This window comes from Jannaschia pagri, assembly GCF_019655435.1.
In the GTDB taxonomy this organism is placed as follows: Bacteria; Pseudomonadota; Alphaproteobacteria; order Rhodobacterales; family Rhodobacteraceae; genus Jannaschia; species Jannaschia pagri.
Genome location: NZ_BPFH01000001.1, coordinates 779,398 through 797,318 on the forward strand (window position 1 = coordinate 779,398; position 17,921 = coordinate 797,318).

Here is a 17,921-nt window from a genome sequence, read left to right on the forward strand (position 1 = left end):
GAGGGGCGTCCGAATGAGGAGCGTTGAGATGAACAAACCGATCATGGCCAAGGCCACCGCCGTCTGGCTGGTGGACAACACCACCCTGTCGTTCAAGCAGATCGGCGACTTCTGTGAGTTGCACGAGCTTGAGGTGCAAGGCATCGCCGACGGCGACGTGGCAGCGGGCGTGAAGGGCTTTGACCCCATCGCAAACAATCAGCTGACTGCCGAGGAAATCGAAAAGGCTGAAAAGAACCCGCTCCATAAGCTGAAGCTGAAGTTCAACGCCGCTGCCGTGGGCGAGGAAAAGCGGCGCGGCCCGCGCTATACCCCGCTGTCGAAGCGCCAGGATCGTCCGGCCTCGATCCTGTGGTTGGTCAAGTTCCACCCCGAATTGGCGGACGCCCAGATCTCCAAGTTGATCGGGACAACCAAGCCGACAATCCAGGCGATCCGAGAGCGGACGCATTGGAACATCCAGAACATCCAGCCCATCGACCCCGTCGCCTTGGGCCTCTGCAAACAGACCGAGCTGGACGCCGCCGTTCAGAAAGCCGCCGCCAAGAAGGCCGCCGCAGGCGAAGTGATGACCGACGAGGAACGCCGCAAGCTGGTGTCGACTGAACAGAGCCTGGGACAGGACACGGAGGAGCCCGCGATCCCGGCTTCCATGTCTGGGCTGGAAACCTTCAGCCTGTCGGATGATCGCGATGACGATGATCGGTCGTCGTCGAACGACGTGCCCGACGCCGACAGCTTTTTCAACTTGCCGGATGCTGGCGACGATGACGATGAGGACGACGCCAAGCGGTAAAGGACGCCGGTCCCAAGGCCACAGGGCCGCCGGTCTGGGGCGGCCCTTTTTCGTTATAAGCCCAGGGCCTGAACCACCGAAGCAATGATGCTGCGATGAACGGCGGCCCGGTCCGCCCCCGGCGGGTCGGTGCAGACGGGGTCCTCACCCTCTTCGGCCAGAAGGGCCACACCGACCGGCTTACAGGGGGCCAGCGCCGTGAAGTGAGACGCAGGCGCCACGACATCCAGCGTCGCCATCGGCAGCCGCGCGATCAGGTTGCTACCCGACGCGCTGACGTCAGCAGCTGGCAGGCGGTGCGCCTCGCCCAGGGTGACGACATGGACGGGCACGTCCATCGCCGCGATGCTGGCCTCGGTGGCCGCCGCCGTGAATCCAGGGTCAATGGCCACGACAGAGGTCACGCGGCTGTCGCGCATGTCAGCCTCGAACCCGTCGGTCGCACCGGTAAAATCGACCCCGCCTTTTGCGAAAAAGCTACAATCGGCGCGCGACTGATCCGTGCAAACCTCGGCCATCACGGCCCCGTCATAGCGCAGCCCGCCCATCCCCAAGGCCGTCGCCCCACCCAGGGAGAACCCGACAGCGGCAATGCGATTGGGATCGACGTGCGCCGCAAAGACCGGATCGGCCAACAGGGCATCCAAGGCCGCGCTCAGATCGGCGGCCCGCTTGTCCAACCGGATCGACCGCCGGGGGGAGCTATCGCCGCTGGTGGAACCCGGATGGTTGACGGCCAAAACCATGGCTCCGGCCTCGGCCAACCCAGACAGCAGCCACCCCATGCCATCCATGTTTCCGCCAGACCCGTGGGAAAACAGCACCAGGGGGCGCCGTCCCTCGGCGATGCCAGCGCCCACATAAACGGGCGTGCCCCGGAACACCGGGTTGTCCCCGACCAACCCGCGGTAGGTCCGCGATCCCACAGGATACCAGACCGAGGCCTGGACCGGCCAAGCCCTATGGGCGGCAGCGAGGTCGATCCGGTCGTAGCCCACCGGCTCGGCGGCGGAGGCAAGGGGCAAAACGCTCACGGCAGCGGCGGCGAGGGCGATCAGCGATCTCATGTGACTGTCCTTTCAATCAGGTCCGAAGATGGATCCGTGATGCGCCACAGGCCGCGCCACCGCGTCCTCGATCCGGTTCGAGGTCGTCCAGAACCGGTTTTCGGACATTTTGGCGACCCGCTCCCCAAAGCGCTTGCCACCATGCCGAAGCTGTCCGAACAGGGGCCATGGCCGTTGGACCGTTGCCGTTGTGATCGCCTTGCCGATCCCCCTGATCGTCAGCTTGGTGTTGGCGTTTCTGTTGCTGCGCGCCTGGCGCCAGGGAGATCTGCCTTGGCCGTTCTTGGCCCTGATCGCACTCTGCGCCGTTCAAACGTTACTGGTGGCCTTGGTCCAGCACTACGGCATCCGCAGTTTGCTGCCGTTGCAACCGGTCTTGGCATGCGCCGTGCCGCCCCTGGCCTGGATCGTTTTTCAAACGGCGAGCCTGCGGGCACTGGCCCCGCGAGACGCTTTGCACCTCGGCCCGGTCGTAGGCTGCGCATTGGCCGTCAGCATGGCACCACAAGCCTTGGACCCGTTGGTCCCGGCCACCTATGCGGCCTATGCGGCGGCGATCCTCTGGCGCCTGCGTGGCGGCGCGCCGGCCTTGCCCCTGGCGCGGTTGGAGACCGGGGGGCAGCCGCGCCGACTGTGGCAGGCGTTGGCGGCGGCCCTGATCCTCTCGGCGGTCAGCGATCTTGTGATCGTGGTGGCGTTTACCATGGGACGAGGCGATTTGGTCCCATTGGTGGTCAGCCTGTCGTCCTCGCTGGCGCTGCTGGCGGTGGGCCTGTTGGGGCTGTCCCGCGACTTGCCGGGCACACCAGAACCCGCAGAGGCACAGCCCGCCCCCGAGGCGACCGAGGCCGACACGGCCCTCGTCGCGCGACTGGACGCCCTTTTGGCCGCAGACCAAAGCTATCTGCAGCCAGACCTCACCCTGGCCCGCTTGGCGCGCAAACTGAAGGTGCCCGCCAAGCAGCTGTCGACAGCCATCAATCGCACAACCGGTCAGAACGTGTCGCGCCACGTCAACGGATGGCGGATCCGCCATGCGTGCGATCTGTTGGACAAAGGGCTGTCAGTCACCGAAGCGATCTATGCCAGCGGGTTTAACACCAAGTCGAACTTCAACCGGGAATTCTCCCGCGTGACCGGCGCGACGCCCAAAGCCTGGCAAGCCCGTCAGGCGTTGAGCGACTCGATATAGCCGCGCAGTTCCGCCGCCTCTTGCCGCGCTTCGCGTAGGCCATCCATCGCGGCCTGAAGCTCCGCATCGGTCTGTTGCAGCTGAGTCTGCAACTCCTGCTCTCGATACTGCAAATACGTGATGGCTTCGTCGCGCTGCTCTTCGGCATCGTGCAACGACTGGGCCATGGTCTCCAATTCCGCCATGTCGGTCTGGGTGACGCGGCTGAAGCGGTTGACCAACCAACAGGCAAACCAGCCCAAGATAAACGCCAGAAACAGAATAACCGCCACGGCGATGACGAATTCCATGCGGTTCATTGGTCGGCTCCTTCGTCCGTCTCGCCCTCGGGCGCCGTCTCTGATGCCGCCTCACCCGTGGTCGCGGGCTGCGCATCGGCGGGGCCGGCCTCGGTGGTATCTGACGCCTGTTCGTCGCCTTGGTCGCGGACGCCAACCAAGGTGAAGGTGATCCGTCGGTTCGCCTCGCGCCCCGCTTCGGTGCCATTGTCGGCCACGGGTTCGCTCTCCCCATAGCCCTTCGCAACCAATTGGGTCGGCGGCGTGCCCCGCGCGATCAGAGCGGTGCGGACCGCCTCGGCCCGGGCCTGGGAGAGGTCCAAATTCATGGACTCACGCCCCTGGCTGTCCGTATGGCCGCCAACCTCAAACACCGCGCGCTTACAGGCGTCCAGCTTTTCGGTGAGGCGTCCGATTTGGCCGTCACCCGCCGCTTCGATCACGGCTTCGCCCGGTGCAAACGTCAGTTTTTGCTCCAGCAGGATCTCGTTGAGCTGGTCGGCGCATTCCTCGGGCGTCGGGATGTTCAGCAGCGGATCCAACTCTTCCCGATACGTCACGTCTATGCGGAAATCTTCCTGTGGCCCCAGCTTGTCCGACAAGATCCGCGAGATATCCGCCTGGGCGCGCGGATTGCCAGTGACACCGCGAACCACAACCAGATCGGGGCGCACAACAACGGCGCCGTTCTGCAACCGGCTAAGCGCATCCAACGCCACCAGGACCCGCGCAGGCCACCCTTCGGGCAGGGCCGTCGTCTGAAGCGTGGCGATATAGGTGTCCTGAACGCCGAACAGAGCGCGGGCATAGCTCAGCACCGCCACCTGTTGCGTGTCGTCATAGAGCTTACCGCGCAACTGCACTTGCCCCTCTGGCGACAGGGTCGCGACAAACTCCAGGCGTTCCGCCGGATCGACGGCGTCATCGTCTTCCGTCTGGGGCAGGACAGAACTCAGGACGAAGATGTCCGGCAGGGCCGTCTCCAGCTCGGCCACGGCCGTGTCGAAGGCCTCCTGGGCCGTGCCCTCTTGTACGACAAGGGTCACATCGGCGTCCGACAGGGTCACGGATCCTCCGCCCAGAATGCCCAATGTCTCAATGGCCGCCGCTGCCGCCGCGCCCCAGGAGGCAGACGGCACGCCAAGGCCCATGACGCAATCGGCCTCGCCATCGTATCCGGCGGCCACGGCAGCTTGCAGGATGGCCCGCTCCGCCGCGGGGCTATCGACAGCACAGGCCTCAAATCGCGGCGCGCCATCGGGCGGCATCACAAAACGAAGGGTGAAGGGCGTGATGACGGGACGGGGTGCTGCGATGTCCAGCGCAAGGGTCACCGCATCGGGCGCCTTACCGGTCAAGCGCGTCTCCAACCGGCGCCGATCCTCATCGCTGTCGGCCACGGCAGTGATCGCCACGGCCCCCGGCTCCACCGAGATTTTAGCCCGTGGCAGCAGGTCCAGCGCCTCGGTCGCGAAAGAGACCGCCTCGATCCAGCCCTCTGGCATATCGTAGGCCACCTGATCGACCATATCGGTGACCGACAATTCAGGCCGCGCCAGCAAATCCAGCAAGGGCCCGCCCTGCGTCTCCCGTGCGGGTGTCAGGCCGATCAAAGAAATCTCAGCCTCGTTGCGTAGGATTTCCAGCGCGAAACGCGGCGCCCTCAGCGCCTCTCGTTCGGCCACATCCATGCCGTCGATGATCCGCCCCGGGTCGACGATACGCCCGGTTTCCGTCACCGCGCGAAAGCGTGCCCTCTCATCGGGCGCCACACCGGCCAGGATCAGTTGCAAGCCGTCGGTTTGGACGTCCACCCAGCCGAGACCGGCGGCGTCCAACCTGCCTGCGACGTCGGCCCGGGACGACCGCTCCACGTAATCGGCGGCAAACCACGCAGCGGCAGCAGCCCCGACGGCAGCGACGGTCAGCACAACAGCAGAGGTGATGGTCTTAGTACGGCTCATGGGGTCCGGGTTGAGATTGTTCAGACGTCCTTATCCGTCTGGCGGCAGCGGAGCAATCAGAGCGCGACGGCAACGGCAAAAAACGGCAGCGGGATCAGGCCCGCCGTGCGGTTTGAGCGAAACAATTCGAGACAAAGCTGCGGATTGTTGATGTCCAAGCGGGCCAACTGCCAGGCCAAATGCCATCCCATTGCCCAAACACCCAACAGCGCCACCGAGGCGGGCAACACCGGCAAGGCCGTCAGCACCGCCCCCGAGATCAGGATCACGGTCGCGACCAGGAACCCCCGCATCCACGGCGTGGGCGTGTCCCCAAACCTGCGCGCGGTGGATTTCACACCGATCAAGGCGTCGTCTTCCACGTCCTGATAGGCGTAGATCGTGTCGTAGAACAACGTCCATGCGATGCCGCCGAGGTACAGCAGCACTGGCGCCAAGCTTAAGCTGCCGGTCACGGCGGCCCAGGCCAAAAGGGCACCCCAATTAAAGGCCAGGCCCAGGAACACTTGGGGCCACCAGGTGAACCGCTTGGCGAAGGGATAGACCGCCACGGGCAGAAGCGACAGGACCCCCAACCAGATCGCCGTTGGATGAAACGTCAACAGAATACCAAAGGCAACCAGCGCCTGGACGGCCATCCAGATCAGCGCCGCGCGGGGCGTGACATCGCCTGCGGGCAAGGGGCGCGACCGGGTCCGCGCCACGGCGGCGTCGAAGTCGCGGTCGGTGAAGTCGTTCCACGTGCAACCGGCGCCGCGCATCAAAAACGCGCCCACGGCACAGGCCACTGCGACCCAAGCCGCCACTCCGGGCGCCCCACCGGCCGCGACGGCCAAGACGGTGCCCCACCAACAGGGGAGCAGCAAAAGCCACGTCCCGATGGGCCGATCCGCGCGGCTGAGCCGCAGATAGGGCCGCGTGGCCTCGGGCGCCAAGGTATCCACCCAGTTGCCCTTGACGGCGTCGGCCACCTGTCCTTGATCGGAAGATGTGTCGGTCATCGGAGGCCCCATGGACAGCAAAGTCAGGCTTCACGTAGCCCAAGCCACCGCCTTGGGGCAATCCGTAGAGGTTACGCGGGATCAGGCGCATTACCTGTCCGGGGTCATGCGGCTGTCGGCGGGTGACACGCTGACGGTCTTTGATGGCCATAACGGCGCTTGGCGGGCGCGGATCGACAGCCTGTCGAAACGGGGCGGTGCTTTGGTCTGCGAGGAACAAACCGCACCCCAACGCAATCCGCCCGACCTCTGGCTGTGTTTTGCCCCCATCAAAAAGGCGCGGACCGATTTCATCGTCGAAAAGGCGACCGAGCTGGGGGCCGCCCGCATTTGCCCCGTCTCGACCCAGTACACCAATTCTGACCGGATCCGGCGGGACCGGCTCCAGGCCCATGCGGTTGAGGCGGCGGAACAATGCGGCAGCACCTTTGTACCAGATGTCGCGGACCTCACGCCGCTGGACCGGTTGCTGGCGGATTGGCCCGAAGAACGGGCGTTGATCTTCTGTGACGAAGCCTTGTCGGACGATCCTAGCTGGTCCGATGGCACCAACGGCCAAGGCGCCCCCGCCTTGCCGCCCATGCCCGCCGCCATCTTGATCGGCCCAGAGGGCGGTTTTTCCCCCCAGGAACGGACGCGGCTGCGCGCCCTGCCCTTTGCCCATCCCATCGCCCTCGGCCCGCGCATCCTGCGCGCCGATACGGCGGCGGTCGCGGCCCTGACGCTGTGGCAAGCGGCGCGGGGGGATTGGACGTGATCCGCGCGACCGAGGCTGACCTGCCCGCCATCCAGGCAATGCTGTCCGCCCGCGCGCCCCATGCGATGTTCCCCCAGTCCAATCTGCGCAACCAGGGGCTGGGCGGGGGGCATCCCCACGGGATGACGGTTTGGATCGACACCCTACACACCGTCAGCGCAATGCTGGGCCTCAACAACTGCGGCATGGTTATGCCGGTCTGGGACGATATGCCAAGGGGCGCTGCCGATGTGCTGAAGCGATTTCCGCTCAAAGGGTTCGCTGGTCCGACGCCGATGGTGCGCCCTCTGACGACGGCGCTGGCCCTCGACACTGCCCCCGCGACTTTGGACGCGGATGAGCCGCAATTCCTGCTGCACCTTCCGACCACGCGGTGGTCCGACGACGCTGGAACGTTGGCGCCCGTTTCCGACCATCGCGAAACAGCGATTGGCTGGCGCACAGCCTATCAGACGGAACTGCACATGACGGACGACGGGCCCGAGAGCGCGGTGGCCGCCGTCGACCGTTGGTGTGCGGCGGACAGCCACAGGCTGTTGATCGTGGAGGGCCAGCCCGTTGCCATGACGGGCTTCAACGCCCGCCTGCCGGACATCGTGCAGGTTGGCGGGGTCTATACGCCCCCCGACCTGCGCAGACGTGGGTTTGCGCGACAGGCCGTTGCGCTGCATTTGGCAGAGGCCCGCGCGCAAGGCGTCCGCGAGGCCACCTTGTTTGCCGCGACCGACGCCGCCGTTGCATGCTACCAATCCCTTGGATTTGACCGGATCGGAGATTTTGCGCTGGTGCTCTTCGATGGGGAGGTCACGCCATGATCCGCCCGGAGGCCGCCGCAACCCTCGCCCGTTGGCGCGAAGCCTTGGTGGGCGCTCTCCTGGGCGGGCTGGGGCTCTATCTGTTGGTGACCTCGGGGGGGCTGTTGTTTCTGTTCGGGCTGGCGCTTGGCGCCTTAGGGGCCTTTCTGGTCTTTTCCGGCGTCCGCCACGCCCGCTTTCGCACCGAGGCAGAGGCCCCCGGCCTGCTGGAGGTTATCGAAGGACAAATCACCTACCTCGGACCCGTGATCGGCGGCTCAGTGGCGTTGCACGACCTGACCGAGGTCCTGTTCCGCAGGACATCAACGGGCGAAGCTTTCTGGCGGCTATCCCATACCGCCGGCACCCCCCTGTTCATCCCCGAGGGCGCGCGCGGAGCCGAGGCGCTGCTCGACGCGCTGGCGCCGCTTCCGGGGTTCGACGGCGGCGCTATGGTGCGGGCCGTGCAAACACGCACACCCACCACGATCACCGTGTGGCGCCGCCGGGACATCGCGGCCTTGACCTGAGCGGCAGAGCGTCCCAATCGTGGGCGCTCCAACAGCGGTGAGGCTAGGCCCCATGTCCATTCCCCAATCCGGCGGCGGCCCGATCACCGACCCGCGCCAATTGTCCGAATACATGGAGGCTGGCTGCAAGCCGCGCGATCAATGGCGGATTGGCACCGAGCACGAGAAATTCGGGTTCTGCCAAGACAGCCTCGCCCCCCTCCCCTACGACGGAGAGCGCTCGATCCACGCCGTGCTGGCAGGCCTGCGCGACACCTATGGATGGGCCCCGGTCGAAGAGAGCGGCAAGCTGATCGGTTTGGAAAAGGGCGGGGCGAATGTCTCCTTAGAGCCGGGCGGTGCGTTGGAATTGTCAGGGGCTGCGGTCGAGACAATCCACCAGACCTGCGACGAAGTGAACGAACACCTGCGCGAGGTGAAATCCGTGGCCGACCACATCGGCGTGCGGTTCATTGGCCTGGGGGCCGCCCCGATTTGGCGGCACGAGGATATGCCTCTAATGCCCAAGGGCCGCTACAAGCTGATGGATGCCTATATGGACACCGTCGGCACCAGCGGCAAAACCATGATGCGACGCACCTGTACGGTGCAGGTGAACCTCGATTTCGCCTCTGAGGCGGACATGGTCAAGAAACTGCGCGTGGCCCTGGCGCTGCAATCGGTGGCGACCGCGTTGTTCGCGAACTCCCCGTTTTTCGAAGGCCAGCCCAATGGCCACAAATCCTGGCGAGCGCGCACCTGGCGGCACCTGGATGCGGCCCGGACCGGCATCCCGTCCTTCGTGTTCGATGAGGGCTTCGGGTTCGAGCATTGGGCCGACTACGCCCTCGATGTGCCCATGTACTTCGTCTACCGCGACGGTCGGTATGTGGATGCCCTAGGCATGTCCTTCCGCGATTTCATGCGCGGCGAACTGCCTGCGCTGCCCGGCGAGACGCCCACCCTGTCGGATTGGGCCGATCACCTAACGACCCTCTTCCCCGAGGCGCGCATCAAGAAATACATGGAGATGCGGGGCGCCGACGGCGGTCCCTGGCGCAGGCTCTGCGCGCTGCCCGCGTTCTGGGTGGGGCTGCTCTATGATGATACCGCGCTGGATGCGGCCTGGGACCTGGCCAAAGGCTGGGACCAGGACACCCGCGAGGCGTTACGCGTGGCGGCCAGCGTGGACGGCCTGCAGGCGCAGGTCGGCGCGGTCAAAATGCACGATCTTGCGCGGGAGTTGGTGCATATCGCCCATGCCGGGTTGAAGGCGCGCGCCAAGCCTGGCGCGGGTGGGTTGATCCCGGATGAGACGCATTTCCTGTCGGCGCTGCAAGAATCCGTGGAAAGCGGCAAAGCCCCCGCTGACGAGCTGTTGGACCGATACCACGGGGATTGGGCAGGCGATCTGACCCGCATCTACGGCGACTACAGTTACTGACGCCGCCGCTGGTCGTCGCCCGCGGACTTGACCGCACCCCCCAAGGTCCAAGATCCTCTGTCATGGCCTGGGCGCGCCGATCCCGCCCCGGCGCGAGGCTTTTCACGGGGGCGTCCCATGCGTGACTTTTTCATCCGAGGCTTTGAGATCATCCTCACCGTTGTTCTGGTCATGGCTGCAGTGGGCGTCGCCGTTCTTGCCATCGGCGTACTGATGGATCCGATTGAGGTTGCGCCGGACCTCCCCCCGCTCGAAGGACCGTTGATGGCGGTGGTGATCCTGCTCGCCGGATGGTTGGGGCTCCTGGCCGTTGGCGGCGCCTTGTTTCTGGGCCTCGGTATTTACCACAACACCCAGCGGACAGCCGACGCGCTTGAATTGCTGATTACCCTTCGGCGATGACCGACAGGTCGTCGATGAACGCCGCAACCTTGGCGGCGGGCATTTCACAGGGCTTCAGCAGCGGCCCCTGCTCCAGTCGGTAGAGGTTCAGGCTCACATAGTCCGACCCATCCAGCGCCCTGGCGACGAGCTTGTCTGATGCTCCGCCCGCATGGACTGTGCGAACCACCAACCAATCCCGCCCCTGGCTGCGACCCCGGAACGCCCCAAGGGGCAGACGCAGCAGCGCCGCCGCCACCCGCTCCGCCCGCGTGGGCTCCGTCATCGGGGCCTCCTGTGGGGCAAGTGTGGCACCACCAGCACTCACATAGACACTCGCGACGAGACGGGACGCTTAGGGCCTCGACCGCGTGACGGGACGAGATCTCTGACGAAAACACCCGCATGGCGGAGCCAACACTTGGCTAGGCTCCACCGTTGGAAGCGCACCAAGAGTGTGACCGACCCAACGACCAGCATCAGTTCAGCCTTTCGAGTCCGCTGGGGCAACACCGAGATCGACTGAATAGCATCACGAGGCAACTGAACGCGAAAACGGCGGCCTTGGTCAAACGACAGAGAGACGTGAACCAAAGCGGCCTACGATTTACAGTCCCGACCCACACCATCGACGCGATCGCCATCACGCCGGACACCAAAGGTCGCCGCTCATTTCGCGCCGATCCGAGGCTCCTCCCCGGCGAGAAGGCGCCGGATGTTTGCGCCGTGGCGGATAAAGATGAGCACCGCAAGAACAGCAGAGACCGCAACGGCCTGGGGCACAAGCCACAGCGCCCAAATCGGGGCGCTCGCCGCCGCCACCAATGCCGACAGGGACGAAATCCGCCCTAACCCAGCGGTGACGAGCCAGGTGAGGCACGCGACAGCCCCGAGGGGCAGCGATATCGCAAGCAGTGTGCCGAGGAACGTGGCCACGCCCTTCCCGCCCTTGAAGCCAAGGTAGATGGGAAAGCAATGCCCCAGAAACGCGGCAAAACCGGCCACCTGCGCAGCATCGTCCCCGACGGTCAAACGGGCCACAACGACCGCAAGCGCGCCCTTCCCCGCATCCCCAAGCAGGGTCAGCGCAGCCGCCGGTTTGGACCCCGTGCGCAGGACGTTCGTGGCGCCGATGTTGCCCGACCCAATCTGTCGCAAATCCCCAAGACCAAAGAGCCTGGCCATGACGATCCCGAACGGCACGGACCCGAGCAGATAGCCGATTACGGCGACAAACCCTAAGATCGCAAGCGACGTCATCAACTCTGGCATGGTGCCCCCAAGCTTGTCAGATGGGCGTGATAGCCCAGCGTCCCGTTCCTGACTAGGCTGCGAGGGGCTCAGGGTGCCAGCGAACTGGGGACCGAGTGTCTCGACTATGTACCGCAGAGCGACAGAGCCGAAATCCGCCACTTTGACGGAGACAAAGTGTCGGGACGTGTCCGAAGACGTCTGAGTTCCTCCGTCCAGCGGACGGTGCTTGCGTCAGAGGCTCAGGGTAAGGGACTCTCCGTCAGCGCGAAACGCAGACTTAGGCGTCGCACTGGGGCGGATCGAACCGGCTTAGCTTGGCGCCAAGGCTTTACCCCCCACGGCAGTCCGCGCGACGAGAGATCCCCGTCTCACGGGTTGAGGGGCAACCGGTGCTCTCGCACCGGTTCGTCGGGGGATCCCCCCGACGCTGTCCGGATCTTGGATCAAGATCGCGCGAAAACCTGGGTCCCGGCGACCCAAGTGCCTTCGACGCGGCCTTGCAGGCGCGCGCCGTCAAAGGGCGTGTTCTTGGACTTCGATGCCAATTGGAAACGGTCCAGCAGGAAGGGCGCATCGGGATCAAAAAGCACAAGGTCTGCGGGCGCGCCGGGGGCCAGACTGCCACCGGGCAACCCAAGACGGTTGGCCGGGTTCGTCGAGAGGGCCTTCCAAAGGGTCGGTAAATCCAAGTGTCCCGCGTGAACCAACCGGAGGGCGGCTGGCAATATCGTCTCTAGGCCAACGGCGCCTGGCGCGGCCTCTTCAAAGGGCAGGCGCTTCGATTCCTCATCCTGCGGCGTATGCATGGAGCTGATGATGTCGATCTCGCCTGAGGCCAGGGCCTCGACGATGGCCAATCTGTCGTCTTCGCTGCGCAAGGGCGGGGTCACCTTGAAGAAGGTGCGGTAGTCTGCAACATCCAGCACGTTCAGCGTGAGATGGTGGATTGAGACCCCTGCCGTGACGTCCAATCCGGCCGCCTTGGCGCGGGCCAACGCGGGCAAGGCGGCAGCCGTGGTGATCTGATCGGCGTGATAGCGCGCCCCCGTTGCCTCGACCAAGGCGAGATCGCGTTCCAACCCCATGCGCTCCGCCATGGGCGCAACGCCGGGCAGCCCCCGCAGCGAGGCAAACTTGCCACTGGTGACACAGGCGCCCGCAGACAGGCCGGGGTCTTGGGGGTGCCCGATGACCAAGGCGCCCAGGCTCCGGGCATATCTCAAACACCGGGACAGAACTTTGGTGTCCGCCGTGACGCGAACTCCATCGCTAAAGGCGACCGCGCCCGCGTCTTGAAGAAAGCCAATCTCGACCATCTCGGACCCGGCGCGCGCACGGGTCAAAGCCGCCATGTGATAAACATGGACGGGTGCAGCCGCAGCCCGTGCCCGCGCCTGTTCCAGCATTTCAGGGCTGTCGATCGGGGGGCGCGTGTCCGGACGGCAGACCATTGTGGTCACGCCCCCAGCCGCTGCGGCGCGGCCTGCGGTCCGAAAGCTTTCCTTGTGGCGCTCCCCAGGCTCGCCAACTTTGACGCCCACATCCACGATCCCCGGCGCAAGGCAGAGACCACGGCAATCAACCACCGTACCCGAAGGCCCCGGCGGCGCGATACGTCCGTTCTCGATCCGAAGATCGCCCGTGCGCACCTCGCCGGCGACGGGGTCCACAAGGCGGGCGTTTGAAAAAAGTGTCGCTGACATGGGTGGCGAGTTATCGGGCCTGACCTGGCATGGCAATCGGCGATGGCCTGCGGAGCGCCTTCGCGTGGTTAGGTTACACTGATCCGGCAGTGCGCCCGACGGCCGGTGTCCTTGAAGAGAGACGGCCCATCTGCATATTTTTGGAACATCGATAGACAGGCTAGTGGGAACGCGCGCGCCGTTAACCTTAACCGGCGTTAGCCTCAATCAGACCTGCACGACGGGATCAAAGACCGCGCTGGTAGCCACTACAGCACGAGCAGCAGAGCCGCGGCTAAGAGGAGGGAAGCCGCCACGATCCACAGGATGATCCGACGTGGGATCCCGTCTCGGCCCGACGATGGACGCGGTTCTACCGCGCTCGGGTCCTTGGCGGCTGGTGGTAAGTCACGGGGAGCATTGTCGGCCTCTGCCAAGGGCAGCCGCGCGATATGGGTCAACTCCGACCGTGGGGTCAAATCGCCGCCAGCCTCCAGCGCGCCCGGGGCCAGGATCACCACATCCCCCGACAAAGCGTCCAGCCGTGCAGCATGGGCCGAGAGAGGCGCGGGGGCGACGTCATGGGCCTGGGCCAGGTAGTCGGTCAACGACATGGGGGCGATGTCGGAGAGGGCGAAGACCTCGACGTAGGTGGCATCGACCGGGGCGCCGAAGGCTTCCGCCAAAGGAGTGGCCTCGGCGGGAAGGCTGGACAGCCTGGAGAGGTACGTCTGATGGGCCAGTGTCAGCGGCCCGTCGCTGACAGAGAACACGTGGATATGGGTGTCTCGGGGGGGCAAGGTCAGGATCACGGGCGGTGCGCTCCGGTATCGTTGTGGTCAGGCGACAGGTAGGGCCTCCGGGGGGAATGATAAGGTGTCAGCGGCACCTAGGCCGCCCGCGGCCTGTTGCGGGCCAACAGGTCCATGGCCGCCATGCGAACCGCGACGCCCATTTCCACCTGTTCTTGGATCACCGATCGGTTGATGTCGTCGGCCAGGGTTCCGTCGATTTCGACGCCACGGTTCATGGGGCCCGGGTGCATGACGATGGCATCGGGCTTGGCATAGGCCAGCTTTTCGGCGTCCAGGCCGAACCGGTGGTAGTATTCCCGCTCCGACGGAATGAAGCCGCCGTCCATGCGCTCCTTCTGGAGGCGCAGCATCATGACCACATCCGCGTCGCGCAGCCCTTCGGCCATGTTGTCGGTGACTTCGACCCCGAGGGCATCAACCTCCGAGGGCATCAAGGTGGGCGGGCCGACCAAACGCACCCGGTTTTCCATCTTGCCGAGCAAGATCAGGTTCGACCGGGCCACGCGGCTGTGGGCGATATCACCGCAGATGGCCACCGTCAGGCGGTGAAGACGCCCCTTGGCCCGCCGAATCGTCAGCGCATCCAGCAGCGCTTGGGTCGGATGTTCGTGGCGCCCGTCTCCCGCGTTCAAGACGGCGCAGTTCACCTTGTCCGCCAAAAGGTTGACGGCCCCCGAATGGGGATGCCGCACAACGATCAGGTCCGGGCGCATGGCGTTCAGCGTCAACGCCGTATCGATAAGCGTCTCGCCCTTCTTTAGGCTGGAGGCCTGCATCGCCATGTTCATCACATCCGCACCAAGACGTTTGCCTGCGATCTCAAAGCTGGCCTGGGTCCGCGTGGAGTTCTCGAAGAACATGTTGATCTGCGTCAGCCCGGCCAAGGCGTCGCCGTGCTTGTCCCCCTTCCGCGTGGCCTCCGCGTAGTGGTCGGCACGGTCCAGAAGGGTCGTGATCTCTAGGGGATGGAGCGGCTCGATCCCGAGCAGGTGGCGTTGGGTGAAGGTCATGGCCGCGTGATGGGGCGCGGCGGCCCGGCGATCAAGCCCCTTCGGGCCACTTGTCCCCGATTGCAGGCGGCTTTCGCCTGGGGTCCGGCGGGGCTAAGGTCGCGCAATGGTCGATCAGATGTCACACGCCGAATTGCGCGCGGCCCTCGAATGGCAGCTGGAGATGGGCTGTGACGAGGCCCTGGCGGCGCACCCCATCGACCGCTTTGCCCTGCCCGACCGGATGCCCGCGCCAGCAGCGCCCGCACAGGCCGGTGCCGCTGGACCGCCTCCCACCCCAACGCCCATGGCGCCCGGCGCTGCGTCCCTCGATCCTGACCCTGTGACAGAGGCGGAGCGTCTGGCCGCCGCCGCCCCAACCCTAGAGGCCCTGCGCGAGGCTTTGGCGGGATATCCCTGGTGCGATCTGAGGCTCGGGGCAAAGTCCCTGGTGTTTTCCGACGGGCGACCGGGGGCACGGGTGATGATCATAGGTGAGGCGCCTGGTCGGGACGAGGACCGCCAGGGCAAGCCCTTCGTCGGTCAGGCAGGTCAGCTTCTGGATAAGATGCTCGGGGCGGTCGACCTGGCGCGCGACCATGTGGATGCGGATCGCGCCGTGTATATCACCAACGTCCTGCCCTGGCGGCCGCCGTCGAACCGTGACCCCGAACCGGCGGAGGTGGCGATGATGCTGCCTTTCCTGCGTCGCCATGTGGACCTGGCCGACCCGGATGTGCTCATCTGTATGGGCAACCACGCCTGTGGCGCTGTCTTGAACAAGCGCGGCATCACCAAACTGCGCGGGCACTGGGCCGAGGGCTTTGGCAAACCGGTCCTGCCGATGTTGCATCCCGCCTATCTGCTGCGGCGGCCCGAGGCAAAGCGGCACGCCTGGACCGACTTGTTGGCATTGGCCAAGCGGCTCAAACCCTAGCCTTTCCGGACCTGCGACATATTTGCTCATGCAAGGCCAGGAGACGCCGGTCACGACACCATCGAAAGGGACATGCCGCCAATGACATACGAGCCGCCCAGAGTCTGGCAGAACACCTCGTCGGGGGGCAAATTCGCCTCCACCAACCGGCCAGTTGCTGGGCCAACCCACGATAAAGACCTGCCGGTTGGCAAACATCCCTACCAGCTCTATTCCTTGGCGACGCCCAATGGCGTCAAGGTCACCGTTCTGTTCGAAGAACTGATCGAAGCCGGGTTCGATGTGGAATACGACGCCTGGCTTATCGACATTGGCGAAGGGGATCAGTTCTCGTCGGGCTTCGTGGACGTGAACCCGAATTCCAAGATCCCTGCCCTGTTCGACCGGACCAATGGCGCCAATGCCCGCGTCTTTGAGAGCGCGGCGATCATGCTGCACTTGGCCGAACGGTACCAAGCTTTCCTGGGCCATGACCGGCCAGAGATGCTGTCCTGGTTGTTCTGGCAGATGGGCAGCGCCCCGTTCCTGGGCGGCGGTTTCGGCCATTTCTACGCCTATGCCCCGGAAAAGTTCGAGTATCCCATCAACCGCTACGCCATGGAGTCCAAGCGGCAATTGGACGTCCTGAACCAGCGCCTGGAAGATGTGGACTGGGTCGCAGGCGACGACTATACCATCGCCGATATGGCGATTTGGTCGTGGTACGGTCAATTGGTCCTGGGGCGTCTCTACGGCGCGGCGGAGTTCTTGGACGTGGACAGCTACGAACACGTGGTCGCCTGGGCCAAAAAGATCGACGCCCGTCCTGCGGTGCGCCGGGGCCGCATGGTCAACCGCACCTTCGGCGATGACGAGAGCCTCAAGCTGCCCGAACGCCATTCCCGCGCGGATTTCGACAGGTGATCGCCTTCCCCGTCGACGCGGCGACCCTTTTGGCCTTTGTACCCGCCACGCTCGCACTGATCCTGACGCCCGGGGCGGACATGATGTTCGCCTTGGCCCAAGGTCTGCGGGGCGGCGGGCGGGCCGGGGTTGCCGCAGCGGCGGGGGTGGCCACCGGTGGTATGATCACCGTGACACTGGCCGGGCTGGGCCTCGGCGCCGTGGTCGCGGCCTTTCCGGGGGCGTTTGGTGCGATCCGATGGATCGGGGCGGCATACCTTTTGTGGCTTGCGTGGAAGACACTGCGGACCCCGCTGACCGGGGTGCCGGGGGGCGGCGCGGCCTCGCGTAAGGCGTTTCGCGACGGAATGATCGTCAACCTCTCGAACCCAGCCGTCATTCTGTTCGTGCTGGCCTATATCCCCCAATTCGTTGACCCAAGCCGCGCAATCCTGCCCCAGTTTCTCGTTCTCGGGGGAATGATTGCCATCGGGGGGTTCCTGGTGAAATCCGCCGTTGGTATCGGCGCGGGGCGGCTGAGCGTCCTACTCACCACCGCGCCCGCGCTGGAACGGGGGCTGCGCTGGGCCTCGGCCTCGATCTTTGGGTTCTTGGCGCTTAGGGTGGCCCGACCATGACAGACCGACAGTTCCTTCCCTGCCGCATCGCGGTGCTGACCGTCTCCGACACCCGAACCCTGGATGAGGACCGCTCCGGCGATACGCTGGTGGAGCGGCTCACGGGTGCGGGCCATACCCTGGCCGACCGCGCCATCACGCCCGACGACCGTGTGGGGATTGGCGAGCATTTGACGGCCTGGATCGCCCAGCCCGACATCGACGTCATCATCAGCACCGGGGGCACCGGACTGACCGGTCGCGACGTGACCGTCGAGGCCCACCGCGACGTCTACGAAAAGGAAATCGACGCCTTCGGCACGATGTTCACCGTCATCTCAATGCAGAAGATCCGCACCTCAGCCGTGCAGTCGCGGGCCTGCGCGGGCGTGGCAGGTGGCACCTATCTGTTTGCGCTGCCAGGCTCTCCCTCGGCCTGTCGGGATGCCTGGGACGAAATCCTCGTGCATCAGCTCGATTATCGGCACATGCCCTGCAACTTCGTCGAAATAATGCCCCGGTTGGATGAACATCTGCGACGGAAGTAGCACACACCTGCGTG

Annotated in this window: 20 protein-coding genes; 11 read left to right on the top strand and 9 right to left on the bottom strand. The window is 65.2% G+C overall.

The genetic code is table 11. The features are described from left to right. The first annotated feature begins 28 nt into the window (after positions 1-28). Positions 29-796 (top strand): DUF1013 domain-containing protein, encoded by a 768-nt coding sequence (locus K5R33_RS03820; protein ID WP_220747636.1) that lies wholly within the window; start codon positions 29-31, stop codon positions 794-796. Positions 797-849: 53 nt separating this feature from the next. Here K5R33_RS03820 and K5R33_RS03825 read toward each other — a convergent pair whose 3' ends face one another. Further along, positions 850-1,863, bottom strand: a complete 1,014-nt coding sequence (locus K5R33_RS03825; RefSeq protein WP_220747637.1) for an alpha/beta hydrolase family protein — start codon at positions 1,861-1,863, stop codon at positions 850-852. 190 nt (positions 1,864-2,053) lie between these two features. Here K5R33_RS03825 and K5R33_RS03830 point away from each other — a divergent pair, with 190 nt between their 5' ends. Next, positions 2,054-3,055, top strand: coding sequence for a helix-turn-helix domain-containing protein (locus K5R33_RS03830; protein ID WP_220747638.1), 1,002 nt, complete (start codon positions 2,054-2,056; stop codon positions 3,053-3,055). On the opposite strand, the gene K5R33_RS03835 is transcribed toward K5R33_RS03830, so the two are convergent. The 3 genes from K5R33_RS03835 to ubiA are packed head-to-tail and all read right to left on the bottom strand — an operon-like array spanning position 3,031 to position 6,298. Then, entirely contained in the window at positions 3,031-3,354 is a 324-nt protein-coding gene (locus tag K5R33_RS03835; protein ID WP_220747639.1) for a hypothetical protein, read from the bottom strand. The genes K5R33_RS03830 and K5R33_RS03835 overlap by 25 nt on opposite strands. Beyond that, positions 3,351-5,297 (bottom strand): OmpA family protein, encoded by a 1,947-nt coding sequence (locus K5R33_RS03840; protein WP_220747640.1) that lies wholly within the window; start codon positions 5,295-5,297, stop codon positions 3,351-3,353. Before K5R33_RS03840 ends, K5R33_RS03835 begins: the two co-directional genes overlap by 4 nt. A gap of 56 nt (positions 5,298-5,353) precedes the next feature. Further along, on the bottom strand, positions 5,354-6,298 hold the full coding sequence (gene ubiA, locus K5R33_RS03845; protein ID WP_220747641.1) for a 4-hydroxybenzoate octaprenyltransferase: 945 nt from the start codon (positions 6,296-6,298) through the stop codon (positions 5,354-5,356). A 10-nt stretch (positions 6,299-6,308) separates the two neighbouring features. Between ubiA and K5R33_RS03850 the strand changes: the two genes are divergently transcribed. The 5 genes from K5R33_RS03850 to K5R33_RS03870 all read left to right on the top strand — a co-directional run bounded on the left by K5R33_RS03850 (position 6,309) and on the right by K5R33_RS03870 (position 10,204). Beyond that, positions 6,309-7,055 (top strand): 16S rRNA (uracil(1498)-N(3))-methyltransferase, encoded by a 747-nt coding sequence (locus K5R33_RS03850; RefSeq protein WP_220747642.1) that lies wholly within the window; start codon positions 6,309-6,311, stop codon positions 7,053-7,055. After that, positions 7,052-7,870, top strand: coding sequence for a GNAT family N-acetyltransferase (locus tag K5R33_RS03855; protein WP_220747643.1), 819 nt, complete (start codon positions 7,052-7,054; stop codon positions 7,868-7,870). Before K5R33_RS03850 ends, K5R33_RS03855 begins: the two co-directional genes overlap by 4 nt. After that, positions 7,867-8,379 carry a hypothetical protein gene (locus tag K5R33_RS03860; RefSeq protein ID WP_220747644.1) on the top strand — a complete coding sequence of 171 codons (513 nt, stop codon included), beginning with the start codon at positions 7,867-7,869 and terminating at the stop codon, positions 8,377-8,379. The genes K5R33_RS03855 and K5R33_RS03860 overlap by 4 nt, the downstream gene beginning before the upstream one ends. Positions 8,380-8,431: 52 nt before the next feature. Continuing rightward, the gene (locus K5R33_RS03865; protein ID WP_220747645.1) at positions 8,432-9,802 is read left to right on the top strand and encodes a glutamate--cysteine ligase; all 1,371 of its coding nucleotides are present in this window, start codon (positions 8,432-8,434) and stop codon (positions 9,800-9,802) included. A 117-nt stretch (positions 9,803-9,919) separates the two neighbouring features. Continuing rightward, positions 9,920-10,204 (top strand): hypothetical protein, encoded by a 285-nt coding sequence (locus tag K5R33_RS03870; RefSeq protein ID WP_220747646.1) that lies wholly within the window; start codon positions 9,920-9,922, stop codon positions 10,202-10,204. Here K5R33_RS03870 and K5R33_RS03875 read toward each other — a convergent pair. From K5R33_RS03875 to K5R33_RS03895, 5 genes are all read right to left on the bottom strand, one after another. Next, a complete protein-coding gene (locus K5R33_RS03875) occupies positions 10,188-10,469 on the bottom strand; it encodes a hypothetical protein (protein WP_220747647.1) in 282 nt (93 codons plus the stop codon). The two genes, K5R33_RS03870 and K5R33_RS03875, sit on opposite strands and share 17 nt — an antisense overlap. 383 nt (positions 10,470-10,852) lie before the next feature. Next, complete coding sequence (gene plsY, locus K5R33_RS03880; RefSeq protein ID WP_220747648.1) at positions 10,853-11,455, bottom strand: glycerol-3-phosphate 1-O-acyltransferase PlsY; 603 nt, start codon at positions 11,453-11,455, stop codon at positions 10,853-10,855. A 425-nt stretch (positions 11,456-11,880) separates the two neighbouring features. Then, positions 11,881-13,140, bottom strand: coding sequence for a dihydroorotase (pyrC, locus tag K5R33_RS03885; RefSeq protein ID WP_220747649.1), 1,260 nt, complete (start codon positions 13,138-13,140; stop codon positions 11,881-11,883). Between the two features lie 248 nt (positions 13,141-13,388). Beyond that, positions 13,389-13,931, bottom strand: coding sequence for a hypothetical protein (locus K5R33_RS03890; protein ID WP_220747650.1), 543 nt, complete (start codon positions 13,929-13,931; stop codon positions 13,389-13,391). A 77-nt stretch (positions 13,932-14,008) separates the two neighbouring features. Next, a complete protein-coding gene (locus K5R33_RS03895) occupies positions 14,009-14,944 on the bottom strand; it encodes an aspartate carbamoyltransferase catalytic subunit (protein WP_220747651.1) in 936 nt (311 codons plus the stop codon). A gap of 118 nt (positions 14,945-15,062) precedes the next feature. Here K5R33_RS03895 and K5R33_RS03900 point away from each other — a divergent pair, with 118 nt between their 5' ends. The 4 genes from K5R33_RS03900 to moaB all read left to right on the top strand — a co-directional run bounded on the left by K5R33_RS03900 (position 15,063) and on the right by moaB (position 17,907). Further along, positions 15,063-15,860: a uracil-DNA glycosylase gene (locus K5R33_RS03900; protein WP_255576039.1), complete on the top strand. Its 798-nt coding sequence runs from the start codon at positions 15,063-15,065 to the stop codon at positions 15,858-15,860. A 72-nt stretch (positions 15,861-15,932) separates the two neighbouring features. Next, the gene (yghU, locus tag K5R33_RS03905; RefSeq protein WP_220747653.1) at positions 15,933-16,763 is read left to right on the top strand and encodes a glutathione-dependent disulfide-bond oxidoreductase; all 831 of its coding nucleotides are present in this window, start codon (positions 15,933-15,935) and stop codon (positions 16,761-16,763) included. Continuing rightward, positions 16,763-17,380, top strand: coding sequence for a LysE family translocator (locus tag K5R33_RS03910; protein WP_373314133.1), 618 nt, complete (start codon positions 16,763-16,765; stop codon positions 17,378-17,380). Before yghU ends, K5R33_RS03910 begins: the two co-directional genes overlap by 1 nt. After that, complete coding sequence (moaB, locus tag K5R33_RS03915; RefSeq protein WP_220747655.1) at positions 17,377-17,907, top strand: molybdenum cofactor biosynthesis protein B; 531 nt, start codon at positions 17,377-17,379, stop codon at positions 17,905-17,907. Before K5R33_RS03910 ends, moaB begins: the two co-directional genes overlap by 4 nt. The last annotated feature ends 14 nt before the right edge of the window (positions 17,908-17,921 follow it).